Consider the following 17022-nt stretch of genomic DNA (forward strand, 5'->3'; position numbering starts at 1 on the left):
CATGATTCTCGGATAAGAACAAAGTGGGAACATTTTGATGTCTGCCGATGCCCAAACGCCGAATACTTTCACTCTGGTTCCCCCGCCTGGGGGCTGAACGGCTGGTCCGCGCTGCGCGGGGGCTGCAGAATGGGCCTTTGGCTGTGGTGGCCGAACAGTCGAACATGCAGGTTGTCACCTCGCTGAATGATGAGGCGCAGGCAGCCGGGTTGCGTGTCGGTCAGCCTGTGCGCGATGCCCACGCCATGTGCGCCGCCCTGATCACCCGCCCCCGCAACGCCCCGGCCGAGGCTGCTTTTCTGACCGCGCTGCGCCGTTGGGTGGGCAAGTTCAGCCCGTGGGTGGCCGAAGAAGCACCGGATGGGTTGATCGTTGACCTGTCGGGCTGCGCGCATCTGTTCGGCGGGGAAGAGGCGTTGCTGAACGTGATCGAAACCGACTGCGCTGATATGGGCCTCAGCGTGCAGATGGGCATCGCCGACACGCTGGGCGCAGCTTGGGCGCTGGCGCGTTATGCCGGGCAAGAGGCTACATCGGACCGCAACGGCGACGCCATCAGCCAAGAGGCCCGCGCCACCCGCGCCCGCGCCACCAAACGGCGGCACTGGACCAAGGGCGGTGCCGCGCCGCAGGTGATGGCATTGGGCGGTGGTGCACGGATCGCGGCGCCGGGGCAATCCTACGGCGCGCTCAGCCCGTTGCCCATCGCGGCGCTACGGCTTGAGGATCAGGTGGTCGCGCAGTTGAACCGTCTGGGCCTGCGCCGGATCGGCGATCTGCTGGGGCAACCGCGTGCCTCGCTGGCGCGGCGATTTGGGCGCGGGCTGGTGTTGCGGCTGGATCAGGCGATGGGCAGCGCGCCCGAGCCGGTCTCACCCGCCCGCCCGCCACATCACTTTGCGGTGCGGATGACCCTGCCCAACCCGATTGGCCTGACCGAGGATGTGATGGCCGCCATCGACCGGGTTCTGCCCATCCTTTGCACCAAGCTGGAGGAGAAAGCCCGCGGGGTACGAACATTACGGCTTGAGGCACATCGTACCGATCAGGCAGCCGAGGTTATCGAGGTCGGTCTGGCCCGCCCGACCTATGACAAACATCGCATTCGCCCTTTATTAGAGATGAAAATTGATAAGATTGACGCGGGTTATGGCATCGACATGCTGCGGCTTGAAGCGGTGCAGACCGAACCGATCCACGCGCGCACCATGACCGGCCATGCCGAGGCACGCCGCGCCTTGCGCGAGCGGTTGGCGGGTAACACCGCCGTCGAGGACCTGATCGGTAAACTGGGCGCACGGGTCGGGTTGGAGGCGATCACACGACGGCACCCTGCGGCCTCGCACATCCCCGAGAAAACCGCGCAGGTGCTGGCTGCCGCATGGTCGGAACCTGCGCGCGACTGGCCCGCGCCGCCGCGCCCACGCCCCTTGCAGATGTGGCAACCCGAACCGGTGATGGCCCCCGAAACCCCAGACGTGCCCAGCACCTTTCGCTGGCGTGGGCGGGACTGGCAGTTGGCACAGGCGACCGGCCCGGAACGGATCGCGCCGGAATGGTGGCTGGACGATCCCAACTGGCGCAGCGGCGTGCGCGATTACTGGGTGGTAGTGACCGAACAAGGAGAGCGGCTCTGGCTGTTTTACGGGCATGGCGGCACCATGTCAGCAGGTTGGTTTTGCCACGGTCAGTTTTGTTAGAGTCTATTTTCCGCGATAGACAAGAAGATCAGGCAGATAGTCGATCAATCGGATCACCCAGGAAAACGGAGCAGGGAAATCAGTGCGAAACCGACGCCGCGACATTGCCTTGACCACGCGGGCGGCCGCATCCTCGGGCGTCATCAGCATCGGCATCTTGAAACTGTTCTTCTCGGTCAGGCGGGTTTTGATGAAACCCGGGTTTACGATCCGCACCGTGACGCCAGACCCAGCCAGATCGTGTCGCATGGTTTCCGCCAATGAAATCAACGCCGCCTTGCTTGCCCCATACCCGATAGCGGCTGGCAGGCCATGATACCCCGCCAGGGACCCGATCAAGGTAATCTCACCGCGACCGGCCTGAACAAATCCTGGAACTGTTTCCCCCAACACGCGAACGGCACCCAGATAGTTCACATCGCTCATGGCCAGGGCCGCTTCGGTATTCCAGTCAGCACTGCGCATTGGATCATAAGCGCCCGCATTATAGACCAGCCCATCAACAGGCCCGGCCTTGGCTACTGCGTCACGAACTGAGTCTAAATCGGTCACATCCATTGGTATGGACCGAGCATTGGGAAGCGTTGCGCAGATTTCGTTCAGACGATCGGCATTGCGCGCGGACAGGATCAGGCGCGCGCCCTGATGGTCAAGCGCGTCGGCCAGAGCGCGCCCCAAGCCCTCGCTTGCGCCAATAATCCAATAGGTTTTTCCTTCAAAGCTGCTCATGCGACGACCGTTTCGTTTCGTGTGATGCTTTTACGGCCACGCCAAAGCAATGGATCACGCGCCGGGACCGGAAACAGGCCTCAACGCCTAAAGATTTGGCAGTTTTCATTGCTGAAATTCTCATAACCCGATTGATCCACCCCGGCCCTTTCTGCGTATCTTATTGTAAAATGTCACATAACGAGGCTTGAATGTTCGACGAATCCCGGGGCGTCCGGAAAAAAATCGCAGTAATTGGCGCAGGAATCTCAGGTCTCTCCGCAGCTTACTACCTTTCAGAAAATAACGACGTGACCGTCTTTGAGGCCGAACCCAGACTGGGCGGCCACGCCAGAACGGTGATGGCGGGCAAGAATGGGGATCAGCCGGTGGATACCGGTTTCATCGTCTTCAACTATGTGACCTACCCCTATCTGACAAAACTGTTCGATGAGCTGAATGTTCCCGTCATCAAATCGGAAATGAGTTTTGGCGCGACAATCGACAATGGTCGCATCGAATACGGCCTGAATAATCTGCGCACATTGACAGCCCAGAAACGCAATCTGGCGCGACCGGCTTATTACAAGATGATCGCGGACATCCTGCGGTTCGGCAAAGAGGCCCCCGTTGCCGCGCAGGATGATGACACCACCATCGGTGAATTGGTCGACCAACTGCGCCTTGGTCACTGGTTCCGCCATAATTACCTGATGCCGATGTGCGGTGCGATCTGGTCGACCCCGGTCGAGTTCGTGGATCAATTCCCGGCTCGGTCTCTGGTTCAGTTTTTCCGCAACCACGCCCTTTTGGCCAGCGGACGCGCCAAACAGCATCAGTGGTACACGGTCAAAGGCGGCAGTATCGAATATGTCCGCCGCATCGACGCCGCACTGCGCGGGCGCGGCTGCGACATCCGTCTGGCCGCCCCTGTCGATCACGTGCAGCGCGACGACGCCGGTGTCACGGTTCACAGCCAAGGGCAGATCGACCAGTTCGATGAAATCATTCTGGCCACCCATTCAGATCAATCGCTGGCCATCCTTGGCGATAGCGCGACACCTGCCGAAAGTGACGCTCTGGGCGCGATCCGGTATCAGCCGAACGCCGCGATCCTGCATTGCGATCCCCGCCAGATGCCCCGGCGACGCGCGTGCTGGTCCAGTTGGACCTATCGCTCGCAAGCTGGAAACGTGGGCGTGACCTATTGGATGAACCGTTTGCAGAACATCCCCGACAGCGATCCATTGTTTGTATCGCTGAACGCGGGTTCAGACATTCCTGCGGATAAAATTTATGACCAGGTCGAGTTCGCCCACCCGGTATTCGACAAGGCAGCCCTAAAGGCACAAGGGCAAATCCGTGAGATGCAGGGACAGAACCGAACCTGGTTTGCCGGTGCTTACAACCGGCACGGTTTTCACGAAGACGGGATCGCCAGCGCGATGCATGTCGTCAGGCTTTTGAACGGCGTCCCGCAAACCCTCGGAGCGGAAAATGGCATTCTTGCAAAAGATCCGGCCATCCCTGTCTCAGCGGATCTGTGATACATCACGCGCAGCACTGGTTTGTCTTGTGCTGTCGATTCCGGGGGGGCTGGCGGCCTCTCCGATCTCGCAAAACCTGTCCAACCCGCAACAGATCGGCAGCGCGACCTTTCGGTTTCTGGGCATACCGGTTTATGACGCGCAGCTTTTCACTCCGGACGGCGCGGCGTTCAGTTGGGACGCCGATTTTGGCCTGAAGCTGACCTACCGGAAGACCCTCAAGCAAAAGGCTCTGGTCGAGTCCACGTTGGAAGAGATGGCGCGGCAAGGGAATCCAGCACCGTCGCAAAGCGCGCTTGAGGGGTGCTATAAGGCGGTCGGCAAGGGCGACAGCTATATCGCGATATCAGAAGGCCCTAACAAGGTCGGGTTTTGGCGCAACGGACAAAAGACCTGCACCCTGTCCTATCCCGGCGCAAAACGGGCCTTCATGTCCATTTTCCTTGGCGCAGACACACGAAGCGCCAGATTTACCCGCCAGTTGAAGGGGCAGTGATGCTGTACCCGCGCGTCAGTCTCTATGCGCTGATGCTCGCTGCGGCGGGTATTCCGCTGTATATTCACTTGCCGCGTTTTGCTGCCGTCAATTTGGGCATTGGGCTGGGGGTCATCGGAACCGTGCTTTTGGTGATCCGTCTGGTGGACTTGGTCCAAGATCCGCTGATCGGCTGGGCCATAGATCGCTGGCCAAGGGCGCAGGCACTGTTCGCGACACTGGCCGCACTTGGCCTCGCCGTTGGGTTTCCATTACTGTTTTCGTTGCCCGATGGGGCAAAACTGTCCGTGTTAGTATCTATTCTGATACTTCTCTTTTCCGCCTACAGCCTTGGGACAATCCTGCTCTACGGCCGCAGCGCCACGCTGGCGAAACACCCCGAGGCCAATGAGCTGATGACCCTTGCGGCTTATCGCGAAGGCGGGCAATTGGCCGGCGTCGTTCTTGCCGCAAGCGCACCCGCCCTGTTTGTGGCCTTTGGCGCGGGCGCTCAGGGCTATCCTGCCTTTGGACTGTTTCTGGGTGTTCTGGCTATCATCACGCTGATCGTGACCTTCCCTATCTGGCAGCGCACCCCGATCACCGGTCAGGGATTGTCGCTTACCGGGCTGGGACAGGCCGGGGCGCTGCGTCTGCTGGCGCTGGCGCTGGTCAACAGCTTACCCGTTGCAATAACATCGACCCTGTTTCTGTTTTTTGTGGAAGATCGCCTGCAACTGCCTGGAATGGCCGGTCCTCTGCTTATCCTGTTCTTCCTCAGCGCCGGGGCGAGCGTTCCCTTGTGGGCACGCCTCAGCAATCGAATTGGGCCCAAACAGACTCTGATGATTGCGATGCCGCTGGCGATTGCTGGGTTTATCGGCGCAGCCACATTATCCGCCGGAAACCTGACCGGGTTCGCCCTGATCTGTCTGGCTTCAGGTGCGGCGTTGGGTGCGGACATGGTCGTGCTGCCCGCAATGTTTTCGGTCGCCCTGACCCGTGCCGGTCTGAACGCGTCGGCTGCGTTTGGTATCTGGTCCTTCGCAGGCAAGCTGGGCCTTGCTCTCGCGGCCTTCTTCACTCTGCCGTTGCTGGAACGCAACGGCTTTACACCGGGACAAACCAATTCGGCGGCGGCGTTGCAGACGCTTAACCTCGCCTATGCCGTTTTGCCCTGCATCCTGAAACTCGGCGCGTTCGGAATGGTCCTGACGCTGCCAACTGAGGTATCAGCCAAATGAACCTTGTCGTAACCCTTCTACTCGCCATCCTCGCCATTCTTGTCGCCAGAGGCCGCCTTCTGAGTTTTCGCGCGCAATCGCCTGCGGACTATGCCGGGACAGGACCCGCGTTCAAAATGAAAGAGGCGCTGAACGGTGAAATCCTGTCCGAGGGGCTGATCTATGGACCCAACGGCAAGATGTCGAACAGCTTTGTCGCCCGCATGGTCGGGGAATGGGACGGAAATACCGGAACGCTGGCCGAGTACTTTACGTATTCCAACGGCAAGGAAATGGTCCGCAAATGGTATCTGACACTGGGCACCGGGAATACCTTTACCGCAACAGCGGACGACATCGTGGGTGAAGGGAAAGGTACGATTTCGGGGGCGACCGTCAAACTGACCTATCGCATCATTCTGCCCGAAGACGCCGGAGGGCATACGCTGGATGTTACCGACTGGATGTACCTGACCGAAAACGGGGTGATCATGAACAGGTCCGAGATGCGCAAATTCGGCATCAAAGTCGCTGAACTTGTGGCCACAATGCGCCCCGCACCGGAAACCAAGGCCGCCCATCTGAACGGCGCGAATGGCTATGACGGCGCGTCAGAAACGAGGACGATTCAATGAACTGGCGGCGTTTTCTGATATGGGCGATTGCGATTGTCGGCGTGTCCATTCTGGCATCCTGCTCGGCCAAACCGCGCGTGCCCAAAACCTTCTTGTCTGATCGCCAGTTGAATCTGGAAGAGTTTTTTGAAGGCAAGACCGTCGCATATGGCCAGTTTCAGGACATTCTGGGTAACGTCCCGCGCAGGTTCACCGTCGAAATCGAAGGCACATGGGACGGTGAAACTCTGACGCTGGTTGAGGATTTCGTATATGACGACGGGGCCACCGAGCAACGGATCTGGACGCTGACCAAAACGGGTGAGGACACCTGGACCGGTACCGCGCCCGGCGTTCTTGGAACCGCCAGCGGAGTAGAGCGTGGAGACACGTTCAACTGGAAATACAAGATCGACCTGCCCGTCAAGGATGGCACGATGCGGGTCAATTTCGATGACTGGATGTGGCTGCTGTCAGACGATCGTCTGCTGAACCGCGCCTATGTCTCGCGGTACGGTGTCCGGCTGGGCGAAGTCATTCTGTTTTTCGAAAAGAAGTAGAAAGCTGAAACAAGAAAGGGCGGGTCAGACGACCCGCCCTTGAACCTTGATGGTTCAGGTCAACTTAGAAGTTGAACTGAGCACCAAAGTCAGCACGGATGCGACCATCGTCGTCACCATCCTTGATCTCGCCGACTGCGCCGCGCAGCGATGCACCGCCGCCCAGGTCGTAGATGGCGCCAACACCGATGTTGCGAGTGTCGTCGTCAGCCGAACCGTCGCCGTAAACCAGCTGCAGGGTGGTTGCTGCGCCCAGGTCGTAAGAAACCGAGAAACCGTATGCGGTGCCGTTTTCCGCGTCGTCGATGACGTCATCGTCTGCAACGAACAGGGTGCCGTAGAAGTCGCCCAGTTCAGCGCCCAGCGTGAAGACGGTCAGGCTTTGGTCTTCGCCGTCAACCAGATCGGTTTGACCATAGGCCAGCGATGCGGTGATGTTGTTGAAGACGTAGCTTGCGAAGATGTCCCAACGGTCCGCGTCTTGCGGTTGACCCGCCAGAGCCAGGGTGCGCTGGTCATACGAAGCACCAAAGGACAGGTCGCCAACTGCGTACTGGAAGAACACGCCGTTTGCGCCCGAACCGGTCGAGCTGTACTCGAGGAACGAGTAGTTGACGCCCGAGTACTGACCCAGGAACTGTTCCAGGCCCGGCTCGGTACCGAAGTAGTCACCCAGGTTGTCGAACGAACCCGAGACGTTGCCGGCGTCTACGCGCAGACCGCTGTAGATGACCGAGAAACGAGCGCCGTTCAGACCGGCTTCGTTTTGCTCGCCATTGCCCGAGTCGTCGTCAGCTTGCAGACGAACACGGCCTTGGAATTCAACGCCGCTGTCGGTTTCGACGTTTGCGTCGATGTTCAGACGGAAGCGCGAAACCAGGATGGTGTTGTCGGTGTCGACGGTGGCGCTGGCGGTGGTGCCGGTTCCACGAACAATGTCGCCGCTTGCAGTGGTGGTGAAGTTCGCAACCGTGCCGGTGCGATCTTCTTGGTAGCCAACACCAAAACGGCCGTAACCGCTGAACCGAATTTCTGCCGCGGCAACGCTTGCGGTCGCAAGCAGTGCGGTCGATGCAAAGAGTACTTTTTTCATGGTTTATCCATAAGTTTTGAGAGGAGTATAGCCACAAAATTGCGGCTGGCCGCGTCTTCAAAGAAAATACCTACGCGCACAATGGGTCCGCAGCATTTCAAATTGAGAGCGCGGAATTCTGTTGCATGTTTGCACAACATTTTCTTCGAAACACAAAACCCTTTTGCGTGTGTTTACAGGCAGTTCAGGGCCGTCACCGGAATCGTTACAAGAATTTGAACACAAAAATACAAAACTACCCCTTTAAATCTGGGCAGGAATACCGTCGTCTGAAATTGTAAGTTCTTTAAGATTATGAAATTTTTACCTAATTCGAGCAGTCCACCAAGAGAATCCTGCTCGAACCGGCATTGGTGAAATGCCTTAATCGTTGCAAATTACACGGACAGCTGTGCAATCAGCCCACCTGTGGGATCCTTCAATTGCTTGTATAGAAGAACGAGAGTTTTCGGCTTACCCCACCAGGCGGCGGCGGGAAGGGCGAGGCCGCCCGCACCTGCGCTCTGGCTGCGCGGTCCACTTCGGGCGATCCGGAACTGTCCACGACATCAACCCAAGCCAGCGATCCATCCGGGTTGATCTGGAAAAACACCTGCGCAAAGCCTCGCGCAGACACAAACACCACCGGCGCGCGGTTTAGATGTACCAGCACCCGGCCCGCGTAATTGGTCGTGTTCGAGTTCCCCGGTCCGCGCCCACCAGAGCGACTGCCGGTATTGCCCGAAGTGAACGCGTCGATCCCCCTGCGCCGGTAAGTGGTCAGGGGCGACTCTACCTCCTGCGACGGAAATCTAAGCGCGCTGAAATCCCGCGCACCGCCTTGAACCCCCTGTCTTTGCGGAGTGGGCGTGCGCTCTGGTCGCTGCGGGCGTATCGAAGACGTCACAGCGAGATCTGAGGTTTCGTCGGTTTCATCCGCGGATTCAGCCAGCGTCGACAGATCGGGCTCAATAGCTTCGTTTTCCAGCGGCACCACCGGAACAGGCGACACTTCGGGAACAGGCGCGACTTCGGGTGATGGAAGCGCGGCAAGCTGTTGCGGCTCTGGCGCCACGGGTTCAACCTGCGTTGCGACCGCGTCAGGCGCGCCTTCGGGTGTTTCAGCAACCTCGGACGGCTCAACAGGTGGCGTCTCGTCCACCTCCTGGCTGGCGGCGTCGTCACCTTCTGACGTATTCTCGGTCTCAGCTACATCCGGTTCAACAGGCTCGGTCGCAACCGGTTGTACGACCTCCGCATCCCCTAAATCCGGCGAGGGCGTCACCTGCGGATTGTCAGACGCAACAAGCGCCTCGCTGACGGGCACCTCGGGCGGTTCTTCCGGCGCTTCGACCGGTGGTTCAGGCGCTTCGGGCGGTTCTGGCTCAACCGGTTCGGCAATCACTTCGGCAAGGTCTTCGAACGCGTTGCCCAGCGCCACGGTGTCCGCCGGGCGTTCACTGGTTGGTTGTTCCGACAGGCTTGGGGCCGTGAACGTCAGACCCATCACGTGAATAAACAGCGATACAAGGATGGCCACAGCCGCTATGACGACCGACCCCCGGATCATTCCAGCGCCTTCTCGGTGACCACGTAAACCGAGGTCGCGCCCAGCCTGCGCAATTCGCCGGTAACCTCGATCAGCCGGGGGGCGGGCGCTGCGCGGTCGGGAACGATCCGGACCGCGCCGGGTTCGCGGCCCTCCATATAGGCTTGGACGTCGGTCGTCTGACCGCGAAAGCTGATGCGGCCATCCTCATGCAGGATCAGGGCGTCGGGCGGTTCCCGACCTTCAAGATCCGACGTGTCGACAAGATCCAGATCAGGATCCAACGGCGGCGCCACGGTTCCCGCGATCAGGAAAAAGATCAGCATCAGGAAAACGACGTTGATCAGCGCGATGGTAGAATCGCGCTTGCGGTGGGGACGCATTGACCGGATCATTCCAGCACCAAAACGCTGAGGCCGTCACGCCCACGCAACCTGACCAACAGATCAACCAAACGCTGCGACGTCGTATCGGGGTCAAGGCTGACCAGAACCTGCCCGGTTTCAAGCTGATTACCCAGCTCATCCAGTGTGATCGGTGCACCGTTCAGATCAAGCCGTTCGGTTCCAAGCTGCACAAAATGCCGCTCTGCCGGGGTTTCTGAGGCCGCGCCTCCGCCTGTTGCATTGCTCAGCTCGATCTCGCCGTATTTGGCGAAAGTTGATGACAGCATGAAAAACAAAAGCAACAGAAAGATAACGTCGATGAGCGGGGTCATCGACAATCTTCGCCTGACGAACGGTGCAGGGTTACGCATGCTCGGGCGCGACGGCTGTCGCAGAGGTATCGACCGGACCGGGAATACCCTGACCCGGCACCAGCACCGTGCGCAGAGCCTTGTCCGCGAAAACCCGTTCACGCGCCGTTCTGCTTTCGAACCAGGACAGAACCATCGAGGTCGGCATGGCAACAGCCAGACCAACGGCCGTCGTGATCAACGCGACCCAGATACCACCGGCCAGCAGGGATGGATCAACCGTTGAGCCTGCGGACTGAAGGCTGCGGAAGGCTTCGATCATGCCAAGCACAGTGCCGAACAGACCCAGCAAAGGCGCAAGCTGGGCCACGGTGTCCAACAACCGGAACCCTCGTTCCAACCCGGCCAGCGCCAGCCCTGCCTCGGCGTCCAGCCGTTGATCCAGCCCTGGCGTGTCCGGTGCATCCATTGCGACCCCGACAAGCGGAGCAAGATAGCTGCGGCTTTCGGCCAAACGCGCACGCGCGCGCCGGACATCACCGTCATCCCATGCCGCAAGCGCCTGCGACAGAACACGGTGCCGCCCAACGCCGGAAACGGCAAACTGCCAGAGTTTATAGAGCGTTACCGCAAGTGTCACCACGGACATTGCAATGAGAATTCCAACAACCGGCCCGCCAAGGGCCAGAATTTCGCGCAATGCGTCCAGCGGGCTCATCCAAGTAACTCCACTTCGGTCCGGCTGTTCAATTTCAGCATGTCATCGCACAGTTGACTGTCCGCACCAGCAACGACGCAGGTGTTTGCACCGTTAATCAACGCCCGCCCCACCCCCGCGCATGTCATGCCCGGTAAATCGAACTGACGCACGCGCGGCCGGCCCGCGGGCAGATCGCGAAAGTTGAACAGCGACAGGCTGACCACGCTGCCCGAAGCATCGAAAATCACCGTCTCGAAACTTGCCGCATCTATTTCGGACCCTGTCTTGTTGTCGATCAGGAACGTCAATCGACAGGCCCCTTCGACATCCTGTAGGGTGTTCAGTTCCAGCAACAGCCCGGTCTGGTCCGCCCCGTCGGACTGCGCTGCTGCTGCAAGTGGTAGTGAAACGAATATCGCGGCAAGCACCATACGGCGAAACTTCATTTGCGCGCTCCCAATTGTTCGACGCAGTCATCAGCAATCCGCATGCATTGCGGGTGCTGTAACCGTCATATCCAAGACAGTTAGGGCACGAAAGGGTCACCGACACCATTGTGACCCCACGAGATTACGCGTGCTCGGATTTCCGCCGTTGAAGAAGCCGCACCAATGAGAGGCCCGAAACGGGCCGATGCCTACTCATCATGCTCGGGAGGTGCCTCTGGTGCTTGGTAATTGACCATGGCGCAGGCGATCAGCCATTCCATCGCGTTGGCCTTGATGTCGTGCTCGGACGAGATCGCAATTGTTCGGCTTTCGAAAATCTGGGCGTATTTTGGCCAGGCCAGTTGATCGGCCGGGTAGATCGAGCCCTCTGTCTTTTGCTGTTCCCATTTGTGCATGACACCGCCAGCGACACCAAAGCTGATCTGGCCGGGAATGGGCGGTTTGCCCCGCCCGTCAATCAACAACGGATCAGCGTAATCCCGGCGACCCAAGCCCTGCACAAAGCTTACATTTGCAGGATTGCACCCCAATCCGAACCACATCCCTTCGACCACCGCCGCCTGCATTTCAGGCGGAAGCTCACCATTGGCTGCAAAGTACAGGGCGAAATGTGCCGCCCGCCAATTCGACCCCGGCCCAAACCGCAGCCAACCCGGACCCCACGGATAGGTCGCGGTGCTATGCACGCCAAAGTCACGCCCCATACGCTCGGCCCGTTTGACCCGGTACCTGATCCAGCCTCTGATCGACTCGACGATCTCGGGGTTTGTTGGCCTGCCTTCCTGTCCCGCCTGAAGATAATCATAATACGAGAACTGGAAGATTTCCCTTTGTATCTCTTTGGCGGGATTGTCAGATAAAGGCTCGAACGGGTTGTTGTCCTCGAAAACCTTCAAGGCCGTCGCGTCGCCGCTGGCGCGATAGATACTTGCGGCAGCCGCGACACGGGATCGCGACACGACGCTCACCCATTTTTCCGGTTTTGGCTCGGTCCCGTCTTCGTTCAGGGGGGCGGGTGCATACGGATTTTTGGACAGGAACTCCTGCTCGGCCCAATACCAGGCGTGGACCGCCTCATCTATGAGGCTATCGCCCAGGGTGGTGTCACCGCACACGTGCTTGATAACGTGGCCCAGTTTCGCCGCACTAAAGGCAAACCAGTATGAGGCCCAGTCTTCCGGCCCATAGCAGTAAGCAATCTGAACAGGGTTCCATGAGACCGAGCCAAATATCCCCGAATTCGAGTATTCAACGCCTCCACCTATGCCGCCATCCTCGCGCTGGGTTCTGCGCCACAGGGAAATGCCCCACAATGCCTCGTGTATCAGATCGGGCAGAACTGTCTCTCCGTCCCCGCGATCTTCGCTGTTCTTACGGGCACGCACAGATTCGTCGGAAAATGGCTTGCCGCTTTCGGGAATATTCAGGTCCAGCGTTCGGGCATAGTCGAACGCTTCGATGATATGCGCCATGTGATAGACGACATCGGTGTGCTGAATACGGCGATCCCAATCCCCTGCGTCGTGCCATCCGCCCCAGGCATTTGGGTTGAGGTCCTCGGACCATGCCGCGGTGGATCCAGACAGACCCGCGTTTCCGATTGGTTGCTCGCGCAGAATCTTGAAAACGCTCGACCCGTCATAGCCCTCGGATGTTCGCCCAAGCTGTACGTCGGTTTGCCACACCACCAGCCCGTCTTCGGGGTGGCCATTGCGTGGTCGGGTTCTGCCTTCGCCATATGGCTCGGCAATTTCGCACCCCGATCTTTGATGATAATACCAGCGCGCGGCCAACCTTAGCGCATCGGCATAAGGGGCATCGGAAACCTTGAACGGAAAGGAATCCCCTAATCCATCGACGTGCAGGTGATAATCGCCATTCCTGTCCAAATCCGAAAAATCGGCCTGATAGATATCACATCCATTGAAGTTCTCTTCATTCCAGTGCGGTTCGGTCGCGGGTTTGACAAGCTCCAGAGTGCCGGTGCGCACAACCGTACGGTCCAGCTCATCAATCAAGCGCCAGCCCGTTTGTTCGGTCAGAATGACGTCGGTGTTGCCGGGCATTCCGTTCTTATCATGCCCCCACCATTCGCCGACATAGGCTTTTTTCGGGCCTTTCACCGGATAGCCTGCCTGACAGACATGCACGGCTTCGCTGAAGGCTGTAACGGGCTTATACCCTTGGATGGTCGCGACAGTGGGTCCTTTGAAGGAAAGCTCTGCCCCTTGCGGAATTGGTTGGTCCAACACGAAAGTCAGAATGTGACGCTTGGTGCTGTCCCATCGGCGGACGTCCAGTGACTCGGTCCGGATCGGGGTAGACTTGCGATACAACGCGACAACGGTGACGGGTTGTCCGTTGACGGTAACGCTCCAACCTTCCGGCTGGTCTGCAAGCGCGTGCTGCTGATGCGGCTCCGATCCGGTGCGGAAACCAGACAACCTGCTATCGGGCACCACTTTGGGCCACGCCATGAAAAGCTGTGGCTGGGTGACGTTGGCATCGCCCGAGAAATACCCGTCCTGCCCGTTGAGCCGACCGACCGAACCAAATGAGACATAGGGGTCAGGAACCCATTCGCGATTGTCTTCGGGTTTGACGGCCACTGGATCGGATCTTTCGAACAGCGTGTCGATGACCGTGATCTGAACGGTGTCATCACCCACGAAACGCAATTGGGTTTCGCTCGGATTTTCCGCACGCAATGAAGAAACCAGCGCGATCGCAATCGGGGCGGACACTGCCAGAGCAGTACCCTGGAGCAATATGGCACGTCGCGAGAACATCATGAGCCGCATACTCTCCCAGGATCAAACAAAGCGAGCGTACCTCATTTCGCCGTCCGATCCAAACTCTGCAGGAAACGCCAGATCAGGCGGGGGCGCAGCAGGCTGTCGGGGTACAAAACAGCACCGCAGGCGCCTTCGAACAGGGCAGACGACTTACGCCCGTATTGGTACTGATTACGCACGCCCGACCAGAAGATATCAATTTGCCGCGCACGCAGAAGCGACCGCAACCGCGACCCGAACCGATCTTTCATCAAAGGGTTCGCCGCAATTTTTTCGATACACGGTACACGCTGCGCGAAGGCCGGGCCACGCGCCCCGAAATTGGCACCGCTGGCGACTTGGCGATAGTTCAACAATGCAGGCCCCTGCACGACGGTGAATTCACCCAAAAGGGCCAGTCGGCACCAGAATTCCCAGTCTTCGCCGTTGACCAGCGCTTCGTCATACCCACCGCAGCGTTGGGCGCTTTCGGTTCGGACGGCCAGCGCCCCCCCATTGACCACAAAGTTCTTTCGCAACAATGCGGCCAACTGATCCTGATCCGGCACAAGGTGGCGGTTGTCTGCCCCGCGCATAGGGTGCCCGTCCACGTCGATCCTCTGCACCCCTGCTACGGCAGCAACGGCGTTGGTGTTTTTCAAAGCTTCGGAGAACGTCCCCAACGCCTGCGCATGCAGTAGGTCGTCGGCATCCAGAAACAGAACAAACTTTCCCTTGGCCCGGCTCAAGCCAAGGTTTCGGGCTGCGCTGACACCTTTGGCCGGGCCGTCCACGGCGTGAAACCTGTCGTCCAATTGAGCAAAACGATCCGCAATTTCTCGCGTGTTGTCCGTTGAGCAATCGTCGACGCAGATCACCTCAAAATCAGCAAAGGTCTGGTCCTGCACACTCAGAAGCGTTTCTTCCAGAAACCGCTCCATATTGCGGGCCGGGATGATAATCGAAAAGACCAGGTCGTCAGAGGTATGCGCCACAATCACCCCTCCTTCACGCGGTCGACTTTGACGGCCGCGCTGCTGTATTCGGCAAAGTCAAAGCGCAACAGCCCCGCAACCATGCCCGCCCCCCTGAGGATTTCGAGCCACCCCCTGTAAAACCTGGCCCGAGAGCCGAAGCCGAGGCACAAACAGGTCAGCGCACCCCAACCCATGGCCGCAACGCTTTTCAGGGCGCGCGTCGCGATACCCTGCCGCCGGATCAGGGCGATGCGACTTAACGTGTTGCCCATTCGGAACCACCTTCGGCCAAGCCAGCGCAATGACATGCGGTTTTCAGGCACATCATCCCAAACCAACGCATCTGCTGCAGCCCGGATCGTTCCACCGCCGTCCCGCAGCCGAGAAAAGAACTCTTCATCTTCGCCCCCGGTGATATTAAATCGCGGATCGAACCGCAGGCCACGTTCCCGAATGATCGCCGCATCGGCCATCGCGTTATTCGTCGCCGCAGCCGGCAATGCAGCCCCTTGCAGGTAAGGTCCCATACGAAAAAGATTAAGTGCCTCGATCCAGTCCGGTGGCGGCTGCTTGTACCGGGGCTCTACCGTTCCCTGCACGGCCACAGTGTCCGGCAAAGTCATCGTTTGCAGCATCTGCGCCAGCCAGTCCTCGGACGCCTCTTCATCATCGTCCAGAAAGGCGAAGTAATCTGCGTCAGCCGGGGCTTCGTTCAGTGTCCGGTTCCGCGCAGACACGATTCCGCGTTCGTATTCAATGGTGTAGATGACCGGCCAATGGCTGAGTTTTCCGATATCGCCCAGTGCCTCGGTCGCTGGCGCGTCAGGCGCGTTATCGGCGATCACCAACGTCACACGAATTCCGGGGGCTTCTAGTACTTGCCGGTTCAGGCTTTCGACCAAATTCCGCAGTCCTTCAGGTCGCAGGTATGTTGCAATGCAAATGGCGATATGCGGCGCAGCTTTATGTGATTGTTCACCAGTCATCGGCGAAGCAAGTTTCCGCTCTTGCGGTTCCGGTTTCTTGCACCGGTCCTGTCCGTGTTTTGCGTCGCCGATGATCCTTGCATGGTTATCCCTTTTGCTCGGCATCCGCTGGTCGCAGATCGCTCCAGGTGGACCAGGGCAGGGTTTCACGCCCTGTAAGTTCGGCCACAAATTCCATGTCGGGCCTGAACTGGTTCGCCAGCCTTTCCCGCGTTTCAGATGTCGGAGGCGGAACCATGATGTTCAGATGCTGCTTGTTCATCGACAACATCTGTTTCAAACCCGGAAGGGTCTTCAGCTTTTTCACCCCGTCACCCATTCCCAGTGATCGCATCATATCGCCGCCGAACCGAAGCGACTTTTGCAAAGTTTTGTTCCTGTAGGTGATGTTTTCATGAAACCTTTCTGAAATCGCCTCTGACCCTTCTCGGGCCGAAAGGCCCAGATGCTCGCAAATCTGATCATAGGACTCGTCTGGATTTGCAGCCACTTCTTCGGAAAACAGCACCAGCAAAGCGTCCCGGTCAAAGTGCTGCAGCCAGTTTTCCAGATTGGTCTTATACTGGCTTTGCTGCACATAGGCGGGGTTTTGGGCCAGACCCGCCTCGACCGAAGTCGAGGGCGCAATGTGGCCTTTGCGAATCTCATGCAAATGGTTCGAGAACACGCGCCCAATCGGATCCCTGAGGATGCAGATCAGCTTGAGGTCCTCGTTATAGGCCCGCGCCCGCCGAGGCGCATCCGAACTGAAGAAGTAGGTTGGAGAACACTCTCCACATATGTTTCCGGGCGGGGCGTCTGCGAAACAGCTTTCATACCATGCATAGCCCCGGTCATAATTCGCGGTGAAGAAATTCAGCTCTTTGGTGTCATTCGTTGTTACCGAACTATGTTCGGACAACACGTGATGCAGCCAAGTCGTCGCGGCCTTTTGCGCACCGATTCCTATGAAATCCACCTTCCCCACACGAAATCCCTTCTGAACAAACCA

General features: G+C 58.8%; 17 protein-coding genes. 6 read left to right on the plus strand and 11 right to left on the minus strand.

Annotated features, from left to right (window positions below; genetic code table 11):
* Positions 1-47: 47 nt before the first annotated feature.
* Entirely contained in the window at positions 48-1700 is a 1653-nt protein-coding gene (locus RUESEDTHA_RS06220) for a DUF6504 family protein (protein ID WP_180885338.1), read from the plus strand.
* A gap of 3 nt (positions 1701-1703) precedes the next feature.
* On the opposite strand, the gene RUESEDTHA_RS06225 is transcribed toward RUESEDTHA_RS06220, so the two are convergent.
* The gene (locus RUESEDTHA_RS06225) at positions 1704-2429 is read right to left on the minus strand and encodes an SDR family oxidoreductase (protein WP_180885340.1); all 726 of its coding nucleotides are present in this window, start codon (positions 2427-2429) and stop codon (positions 1704-1706) included.
* 191 nt (positions 2430-2620) lie between these two features.
* Here RUESEDTHA_RS06225 and RUESEDTHA_RS06230 point away from each other — a divergent pair, with 191 nt between their 5' ends.
* The 5 genes from RUESEDTHA_RS06230 to RUESEDTHA_RS06250 are packed head-to-tail and all read left to right on the plus strand — an operon-like array spanning position 2621 to position 6827.
* Entirely contained in the window at positions 2621-3955 is a 1335-nt protein-coding gene (locus RUESEDTHA_RS06230) for an NAD(P)/FAD-dependent oxidoreductase (protein ID WP_180885342.1), read from the plus strand.
* Positions 3906-4451 (plus strand): hypothetical protein, encoded by a 546-nt coding sequence (locus tag RUESEDTHA_RS06235; protein ID WP_180885344.1) that lies wholly within the window; start codon positions 3906-3908, stop codon positions 4449-4451. The genes RUESEDTHA_RS06230 and RUESEDTHA_RS06235 overlap by 50 nt, the downstream gene beginning before the upstream one ends.
* Positions 4451-5674 (plus strand): MFS transporter, encoded by a 1224-nt coding sequence (locus RUESEDTHA_RS06240; protein ID WP_180885346.1) that lies wholly within the window; start codon positions 4451-4453, stop codon positions 5672-5674. The genes RUESEDTHA_RS06235 and RUESEDTHA_RS06240 overlap by 1 nt, the downstream gene beginning before the upstream one ends.
* On the plus strand, positions 5671-6288 hold the full coding sequence (locus RUESEDTHA_RS06245; RefSeq protein ID WP_180885348.1) for a DUF3833 domain-containing protein: 618 nt from the start codon (positions 5671-5673) through the stop codon (positions 6286-6288). Before RUESEDTHA_RS06240 ends, RUESEDTHA_RS06245 begins: the two co-directional genes overlap by 4 nt.
* A complete protein-coding gene (locus RUESEDTHA_RS06250; RefSeq protein WP_180885350.1) occupies positions 6285-6827 on the plus strand; it encodes a DUF3833 domain-containing protein in 543 nt (180 codons plus the stop codon). Before RUESEDTHA_RS06245 ends, RUESEDTHA_RS06250 begins: the two co-directional genes overlap by 4 nt.
* A gap of 64 nt (positions 6828-6891) precedes the next feature.
* Here the strand turns inward: RUESEDTHA_RS06250 and RUESEDTHA_RS06255 are convergent, their stop codons facing one another.
* The 10 genes from RUESEDTHA_RS06255 to RUESEDTHA_RS06300 all read right to left on the minus strand — a co-directional run bounded on the left by RUESEDTHA_RS06255 (position 6892) and on the right by RUESEDTHA_RS06300 (position 16989).
* Entirely contained in the window at positions 6892-7920 is a 1029-nt protein-coding gene (locus tag RUESEDTHA_RS06255) for a porin (RefSeq protein WP_171123141.1), read from the minus strand.
* Positions 7921-8338: 418 nt separating this feature from the next.
* Positions 8339-9469 carry an energy transducer TonB gene (locus RUESEDTHA_RS06260; RefSeq protein WP_180885352.1) on the minus strand — a complete coding sequence of 377 codons (1131 nt, stop codon included), beginning with the start codon at positions 9467-9469 and terminating at the stop codon, positions 8339-8341.
* A complete protein-coding gene (locus tag RUESEDTHA_RS06265) occupies positions 9466-9831 on the minus strand; it encodes a biopolymer transporter ExbD (RefSeq protein WP_255431634.1) in 366 nt (121 codons plus the stop codon). Before RUESEDTHA_RS06265 ends, RUESEDTHA_RS06260 begins: the two co-directional genes overlap by 4 nt.
* Positions 9832-9839: 8 nt before the next feature.
* Entirely contained in the window at positions 9840-10166 is a 327-nt protein-coding gene (locus tag RUESEDTHA_RS06270) for a biopolymer transporter ExbD (protein ID WP_180885356.1), read from the minus strand.
* A 31-nt stretch (positions 10167-10197) separates the two neighbouring features.
* Positions 10198-10863 carry a MotA/TolQ/ExbB proton channel family protein gene (locus tag RUESEDTHA_RS06275; RefSeq protein ID WP_171123149.1) on the minus strand — a complete coding sequence of 222 codons (666 nt, stop codon included), beginning with the start codon at positions 10861-10863 and terminating at the stop codon, positions 10198-10200.
* On the minus strand, positions 10860-11291 hold the full coding sequence (locus tag RUESEDTHA_RS06280; RefSeq protein ID WP_180885358.1) for a hypothetical protein: 432 nt from the start codon (positions 11289-11291) through the stop codon (positions 10860-10862). Before RUESEDTHA_RS06280 ends, RUESEDTHA_RS06275 begins: the two co-directional genes overlap by 4 nt.
* A gap of 191 nt (positions 11292-11482) precedes the next feature.
* Positions 11483-14038 (minus strand): glycoside hydrolase family 9 protein, encoded by a 2556-nt coding sequence (locus RUESEDTHA_RS06285; RefSeq protein ID WP_180885360.1) that lies wholly within the window; start codon positions 14036-14038, stop codon positions 11483-11485.
* Between the two features lie 89 nt (positions 14039-14127).
* Entirely contained in the window at positions 14128-15063 is a 936-nt protein-coding gene (locus tag RUESEDTHA_RS06290) for a glycosyltransferase (RefSeq protein WP_180885362.1), read from the minus strand.
* 2 nt (positions 15064-15065) lie between these two features.
* Positions 15066-16031 carry a glycosyltransferase family 2 protein gene (locus RUESEDTHA_RS06295; RefSeq protein ID WP_180885364.1) on the minus strand — a complete coding sequence of 322 codons (966 nt, stop codon included), beginning with the start codon at positions 16029-16031 and terminating at the stop codon, positions 15066-15068.
* A gap of 85 nt (positions 16032-16116) precedes the next feature.
* Positions 16117-16989 (minus strand): sulfotransferase, encoded by an 873-nt coding sequence (locus RUESEDTHA_RS06300; protein WP_180885366.1) that lies wholly within the window; start codon positions 16987-16989, stop codon positions 16117-16119.
* Positions 16990-17022: the final 33 nt, after the last annotated feature.

This window comes from Ruegeria sp. THAF57 (genome assembly GCF_903914075.1).
GTDB lineage: Bacteria > Pseudomonadota > Alphaproteobacteria > Rhodobacterales > Rhodobacteraceae > Ruegeria.

Bases quoted from the DNA above. Each gene is read 5' to 3' on its own strand.
- RUESEDTHA_RS06240 (WP_180885346.1), top strand. From the start codon at position 4,451: ATGCTGTACCCGCGCGTCAGTCTCTATGCGCTGATGCTCGCTGCGGCG.
- RUESEDTHA_RS06280 (WP_180885358.1), bottom strand. From the start codon at position 11,291: ATGAAGTTTCGCCGTATGGTGCTTGCCGCGATATTCGTTTCACTACCA.
- RUESEDTHA_RS06245 (WP_180885348.1), top strand. From the start codon at position 5,671: ATGAACCTTGTCGTAACCCTTCTACTCGCCATCCTCGCCATTCTTGTC.
- RUESEDTHA_RS06230 (WP_180885342.1), top strand. From the start codon at position 2,621: ATGTTCGACGAATCCCGGGGCGTCCGGAAAAAAATCGCAGTAATTGGC.
- RUESEDTHA_RS06295 (WP_180885364.1), bottom strand. From the start codon at position 16,031: ATGACTGGTGAACAATCACATAAAGCTGCGCCGCATATCGCCATTTGC.
- RUESEDTHA_RS06250 (WP_180885350.1), top strand. From the start codon at position 6,285: ATGAACTGGCGGCGTTTTCTGATATGGGCGATTGCGATTGTCGGCGTG.
- RUESEDTHA_RS06255 (WP_171123141.1), bottom strand. From the start codon at position 7,920: ATGAAAAAAGTACTCTTTGCATCGACCGCACTGCTTGCGACCGCAAGC.
- RUESEDTHA_RS06260 (WP_180885352.1), bottom strand. From the start codon at position 9,469: ATGATCCGGGGGTCGGTCGTCATAGCGGCTGTGGCCATCCTTGTATCG.
- RUESEDTHA_RS06275 (WP_171123149.1), bottom strand. From the start codon at position 10,863: ATGAGCCCGCTGGACGCATTGCGCGAAATTCTGGCCCTTGGCGGGCCG.
- RUESEDTHA_RS06265 (WP_255431634.1), bottom strand. From the start codon at position 9,831: ATGCGTCCCCACCGCAAGCGCGATTCTACCATCGCGCTGATCAACGTC.
- RUESEDTHA_RS06270 (WP_180885356.1), bottom strand. From the start codon at position 10,166: ATGACCCCGCTCATCGACGTTATCTTTCTGTTGCTTTTGTTTTTCATG.
- RUESEDTHA_RS06225 (WP_180885340.1), bottom strand. From the start codon at position 2,429: ATGAGCAGCTTTGAAGGAAAAACCTATTGGATTATTGGCGCAAGCGAG.
- RUESEDTHA_RS06220 (WP_180885338.1), top strand. From the start codon at position 48: ATGCCCAAACGCCGAATACTTTCACTCTGGTTCCCCCGCCTGGGGGCT.
- RUESEDTHA_RS06235 (WP_180885344.1), top strand. From the start codon at position 3,906: ATGGCATTCTTGCAAAAGATCCGGCCATCCCTGTCTCAGCGGATCTGT.